5 protein-coding genes are annotated in these 5,841 nt (G+C 61.9%); 1 reads left to right on the top strand and 4 read right to left on the bottom strand.

Going from position 1 to position 5,841, the window contains the following annotated elements; all coding sequences use genetic code 11:
* Nucleotides 1-538 precede the first annotated feature (538 nt).
* The 3 genes from WBB85_RS18670 to panB all read right to left on the bottom strand — a co-directional run bounded on the left by WBB85_RS18670 (nt 539) and on the right by panB (nt 3,546).
* On the bottom strand, nt 539-1,615 hold the full coding sequence (locus WBB85_RS18670; RefSeq protein WP_432640097.1) for a hypothetical protein: 1,077 nt from the start codon (nt 1,613-1,615) through the stop codon (nt 539-541).
* A gap of 258 nt (nt 1,616-1,873) precedes the next feature.
* A complete protein-coding gene (gene panC, locus WBB85_RS18675) occupies nt 1,874-2,722 on the bottom strand; it encodes a pantoate--beta-alanine ligase (RefSeq protein WP_432640098.1) in 849 nt (282 codons plus the stop codon).
* Nucleotides 2,719-3,546, bottom strand: a complete 828-nt coding sequence (gene panB, locus WBB85_RS18680) for a 3-methyl-2-oxobutanoate hydroxymethyltransferase (protein WP_432640099.1) — start codon at nt 3,544-3,546, stop codon at nt 2,719-2,721. The genes panC and panB overlap by 4 nt, the downstream gene beginning before the upstream one ends.
* A 179-nt stretch (nt 3,547-3,725) precedes the next feature.
* Between panB and WBB85_RS18685 the strand changes: the two genes are divergently transcribed.
* On the top strand, nt 3,726-4,067 hold the full coding sequence (locus WBB85_RS18685; RefSeq protein WP_432640100.1) for a cupin domain-containing protein: 342 nt from the start codon (nt 3,726-3,728) through the stop codon (nt 4,065-4,067).
* A 106-nt stretch (nt 4,068-4,173) separates the two neighbouring features.
* On the opposite strand, the gene WBB85_RS18690 is transcribed toward WBB85_RS18685, so the two are convergent.
* Nucleotides 4,174-5,841: vWA domain-containing protein (locus tag WBB85_RS18690; RefSeq protein ID WP_432640101.1), on the bottom strand; the 1,668-nt coding region annotated here is incomplete at its 5' end.

Genomic DNA, 5,841 nt, shown 5'->3' on the forward strand with positions numbered 1-5,841 from the left:
GGTCAAGTTCTGTCATTCTCAATGCCCTAGCAGTCCCTCAAACGCACCCACACCAACAAAACGGGCAACTGCCACGCCACGAACATGGCAAGTCCGACCAACTCCGACGGGCTCGCCAACACCCAGATGAGCCCGACTGGCAACGAACCAAGTGTCAGTGCGAGATGCGGGGGGAGTTCAGCAAACCAACGCATTCAGGCTTCATCCACCGCGAACGCTCCGGTCATGCGTCGCTGCAAACCGCCGGAGCTACCAAACTGCGCCTTCTCGTCGGTGACCCAATCAACCGTCATTTCATCGGTTCCCGATGAAGGCCGAGCAGAGCGTTTTCCAAGTCCACATGGCAGTTTTTGCCGCCCACTCAAAAAGTTTTTCCGCCAACCAAACCACCAGCAAGGCGCCCGCAAACTCCCAATTCCCCCAGATTAGGCCGATAAGGACAGCAACAAGGCAGACAACCGCGATTACACGGCTCCACCATTTATCTGGTGAACCGAATAGAAAGGTGAACAGCCGGACACGCATTGCTAGGGAGCCTTCACCCACCATAAAGATTCTTGTCGTGCTTCTCGACGATCTGCTGGAACCGCCGGGCGAAGCGTTCGTCGGCCTTGGCCTTCTGCTCCAGCACCTTGCGGGCAAAGACCATCTGGTCCTCATGCGCTTCCATCATCTCGGCCATCCGTGCGTTGGTCGCGACCCCGATCCCGGCCATGGCGGCCTGCGCCTCCTGGTCGGTCTTGACCCCGATCTCGTTGATCTTGTGGGCCACGTCCTGCTGCTGCGCAGTCTTCAAGCTCTTCGTCAGCGCGTCATAGAGCACGACCCGCTGCTTGGTATCCGTCTGCAGCTTGTTGATCAGCACCATCTGGGTCGCCGCCTGATTTTGCAGGGAGTCCACCCAGGTCTTGCCCTTCTCGATATAGCGCTCCAGCGTCTGGGATTTCGCGAGCTTGACCTGCTCATCCTGCACCATCGCGTTGTAGCGCTTGTTGAGGTCGGCGAGTTGGCTTTCCAGTTGCGTGCGCTTGGCCGCATCCTGTTCGACGCTGATCGCGTTCTCGACCTTGATGATCTCGGGGTCGAGCGCCTGAATGTCCGCGCGCAGCGTCTCCAGTTCCCCCACGGTCACCTCGCGGTCGCTGAGCGTCTCCGTCAGGTTCACTTCGACCTTGTCCTTGTGCTGGTTCAGCACCGCCAACTGGCCTTCCAGAAGCTTCACGATCACGTCGGATTTGCCGATCAGGTCCTGCAACTTGTCGTCGATCGACGCGCCGCGCAGGCGTTCCTGCCGCATCGCCTCGGACTTGCCCTTGGCGAAGATGCCGACAAAGCTTTCCCAGCCGGTCTTCGACCGCATCTCGTCGAAATCCTTAGAAAAGCCCGCCGTTACATCGTCAAGCCCCATGATCAGCTCGGCGATATTGGCGTTCATGATCTCGGCATGTGCGTGCACATCCTCAAGTGAGGCGTTTTCGATGTCGATGGAAACATCGTCGCCGGTCTTGAGCTTGTTGCGCGCGGTCTCGATCCGGCTGGTCAGTTCCGAGATCTTGGCCTGCGCCGCGGAAACCTGTTTCTGGCTTTCCAGAATCTGGGCATCGAAATCGGACATGGGCGCTCCCTGATGTTAATCCTGCTTACATTAGATAGGGATGCGCGGATCGATTGTCATCCCTGTCACTGTCGAAAGTGTTATCGCAAAAACTGCGGGCGCCGTCATCCCGCAAACGGCAGGATCGGATCAACGTCGCGCAGGGGGCGCTGACCGACCTGTTCCAATGACGTAAGGTGGGTTTAAACCCACCTTACCCCTGTATGAGAGGGAAGAACCAGTTGAGTGGCGGTGTTGTAAGGTGGGTTTAAACCCACCTTACCTTGGGTCCACCGCGATATTGTCGATCAGTCGCACCTCACCCAGCATCGCGGCGGCCAGAAGCCGCGCAGGCTGGTCGGGCGCTGTCACTGGCGCAAGGGTTTCGGCATCGCGCAGGTCGAGATATTCGACGCTTGAGTACCCTGCAGACAGGATCGCTTCCCGCGCCGCGGCAAGGGCCGCCTCGGTAACGGCACCGCCCCGGATCGCATCTACCGCCGTGGTCATCGCGCGGTGCAAGGCGGGCGCCATCTGCCGCTCCTCCTCCGTCAGGCGCACATTGCGGGATGACATCGCCAGACCATCCGACTCGCGGATCGTCGGGCAGGGAATGATACGGGTCGGGATATTGAGATCGCGCACGAGGCGCTGCACGACCTGCACCTGCTGCCAGTCCTTTTCGCCAAAAAACGCCCGCCCCGCCTGCGTCATGCCAAAAAGCTTGGTCACCACCGTCGCCACGCCATCGAAATGGCCGGGGCGGAAGGAGCCTTCCATCGGCTCGGATACGCCCGAGACGGTGACTTTCGAGGCAAACCCGTCGGGATAGACCTCTTCCGGCCCCGGCGCGAAGAGCACGTCCACCCCGTCGGCCTCCAGAAGCGCCAGATCATGCGCCTCGTCGCGGGGGTATTTCTTCAGGTCTTCGGGATTGTTGAACTGCATCGGGTTGACGAAGATCGTCACGATCACCCTATCGGATTGCTTGCGCGCTGCACGGGCGAGGCTGAGATGCCCGTCATGCAGCGCGCCCATGGTCGGCACGACGCCGACGAGCGCGCCTGCGCGTTTCCAGCCAGCCACCTTCTCGCGCAGCTCCGCCGCGCTGCGGATCACCTCCGTCATTTTCCGGGGGCCTTTTCGCCGAAGACATGTTCCGGGGCCGGAAAGGTCCGGGCACGCACCTCTGCCGCATAGGCGGCAATGGCGCGGTCTGCCTCCTGCCCAAGTTCCGCATAGCGTTTCACGAATTTCGGCCGGAAGGCGGTGAAGAGGCCCAGCATGTCATCCACGACCAGAACCTGACCGTCGCAATCGGCCGAGGCACCGATGCCGATTGTCGGAATGTCGATCGCTTGCGTGATTTCGCGCGCCAGCGCATCGGGCACCTTTTCCAGCACGACCGAAAATGCTCCGGCCCGTGTCACCGCCTCGGCATCGCGGCGGATGCGCGTGGCATCCTCGCCGCGCCCCTGCACCCGGTAGCCGCCAAGCGTATTGACCGCCTGCGGCGTCAGGCCGATATGGGCCATGACCGGAATGCCACGCGCGGTCAGGAAGGCGATGGTCGCCTCCATATGTTCGCCGCCCTCAAGCTTGACCGCCGCTGCCCCGGTTTCCACCATCAGTCGCGCGGCATTGCGGAAGGCCTGTTCCGGCCCTTCTTCATAAGAGCCAAAGGGCATGTCGACGACCATCATCGCCCGCGACAGCCCGCGTGCGACCGCCTGAGAATGCAGGATCATCATCTCCATCGTCACGCCGAGCGTGGAGGGCAGGCCATGGATCACCATGCCAAGGCTGTCGCCGACAAGGACGATATCGCAGTGCGGATCGACAAGCCGCGCCACGGGCGTCGTATAGGCGGTCAGCACCACCAGCGGCGTGCCGCCCTTGCGCGCCCTGATATCGGGGGGAACCGGCCGTTTCACTTCACCCGTCGCACTCATTCCGCCCTCCTTCGCAGCAGCAGAAAAATGATAGCTGCAACGCAGCATCATTTCCAGCTTCGTCTTCTGCGCCACTATACGCGGCCCATAGGACAGGTCCAGACGGGGCCTTTCTTACCATTGCCTTTCCCCGCGAAGCCGGGCACATCTTGCCCGATACCCCACAAGGAAAGACGACCATGGCCAATTTCCTCCGCCTGACCCCCGATGCTGCCGAAGCCGAATATGACGCCCCTGCACCGGACAAGCTGATCTCGGGCGACCCGCGCTTTACCACCTGGAATGCCGAGGAGTTGGACGGGCTCTATTGCGGTATCTGGGAGGCGACGCCGGGCAAGTGGCGCATCTCCTATGATGAGTGGGAATACTGCCGCATCCTCAAGGGGCGGTCGGTGATCACCTCGGATGACGGCACTGAATATCCGCTTGCCGCCGGCGACAGCTTCATCCTGCGGCCGGGCTTTTCCGGCACATGGGAGGTGATCGAAACCACCCGCAAGGACTATGTGATCCGTCTTTGAAAAAGGTGCGCCGGGTTCCCCGGCGCAAGACATGTCTCGCACCCCTTGCCGGGGCAAGGGGTGCTCGGGTTTGCCTCCGGCGGGGATATTTGACCCAAGTGGACGCTTACTGGCGCAGGCTGTCGGCCAGTCGCATAAGTTGCACCGCTTCAGCACGGTAACCGAACGGGTCGGCACCCCTTGCGCTGTTGGCGAGCTCGATGGCCTCATCCCAGCCCCACTCCCCGAGATATTTCGGATCGCTCAGAAGCTGACCCATTCCGGTGATGGCGGCGGCAAAGCGTGCGTCGGCATCGGCTTCGCCCGGGCTGGGTGGGATCGGGGTTTCGATCAGGGTCGATATCTCCGCGCCCGGTTGCTTGTAGCGCAGTTTGAGGAAGCCGAGTTCCGCCACATCACCCGCAAGCATGGGGTCGGTGTAGCGCAGCGGGTCGTTGAGGATGGCGGGTGAGCCTACCGGCGTGACCTCGTAAAGTGCTGTGACCTGATGGCCCGCGCCAATCTCGCCCGCATCCACCTTGTCGTTGTTGAAATCCTCGCGCGCCAGCGCCCGCGTCTCATAGCCGATCAGCCGGTATTCGGCGACGGCGGCGGGGTTGAATTCGATCTGGATCTTCACATCATTGGCGATGGGAAAGAGGGCGCCGGAAAGCTGATCCACGAGCACTTTCCGAGCCTCGCTGAGCGTATCGATATAGGCGGCCGTACCATTGCCGTTCTGGGCGAGTGCCTGCATCGTGGCGTCGTCGAGATTGCCGCGCCCGAAGCCGAGGACGGAGAGGTAAGTGCCGCTGTCGCGTTTTTCGGCGATGAAATCTTTCAACTCCTCCGGGTCATGGATGCCGATATTGAAATCGCCATCGGTAGCCAGAAGGATGCGGTTGATATCGCCCTCCTTGGCCATGCTTTCGGCGGTCTGATAGGCAAGGCGCAATCCTTCGGCCCCGGCGGTCGAGCCGCCTGCGTCGAGCCGGTCGAGCGCTGCAAGGATCGTGGCACGGTCGGACGCCTCGGTCGGTTCCAGCACCAGCCCGGCAGACGCCGCATAGGCGACGATGGCGACCCGGTCCTCAGGACGAAGTTCGCCCAGCATCAGGCGGAAGGACTGTTTCAGCAGCGGCAGCTTCTTCGGGTCGTCCATCGACCCCGAGGTGTCGATCAGGAAGACGAGGTTGAGCGGCTGACGATCGCCAAGGACGGGCAGTTCGCCCTGAAGGCCGATGCGCAGAAGCTGCGTGTTCTCGTTCCACGGCGTTTCGAAAAGGCTGACCGAGGCGCGGAACGGCGCCTCGCCCGCATCCGGCGCGGCGTAGTCATAGGGGAAGTAGTTCACCATCTCCTCGATCCGCACGGCCTCAGCCGGGGGCAGATAGCCGTTGGTGAGAGAGGAGCGGATGACGGAATAGGATGCCGTATCAGTGTCGATGGAAAAGGTGGAGACTGGCTCCTCGGCAGTGATCTTCACCGGGTTCGTGTCGGTATTTGCGTAGGTCTCAGTATCGGGCTTGGGTGCTGGTGCACTCTCCATCTCGGGCGTGAAAAGACCGGCGATGCCGCCTGCCGGAGCTATATTGAACGCCTCATCGGCCATGATCATGCTCTCACCCGTCGCGGCCATCGGCGCTTGCTTGCGCGTCAGCGAGGGCGAAGGCGCTTCGGCGGGGGCTGCCTGCGAAAGCGCCCCGACATCCGTCAGTGCGTCAGCCTCTTCTACCAATTCGACTTTGGGCGGCCGGGCCGCGTCGGGCGAGGCCGGTCCGGTTGCATCCAGACG

The sequence above is a fragment of the Albidovulum sp. genome (assembly GCF_049646345.1).
Taxonomy (GTDB): Bacteria; Pseudomonadota; Alphaproteobacteria; order Rhodobacterales; family Rhodobacteraceae; genus Albidovulum.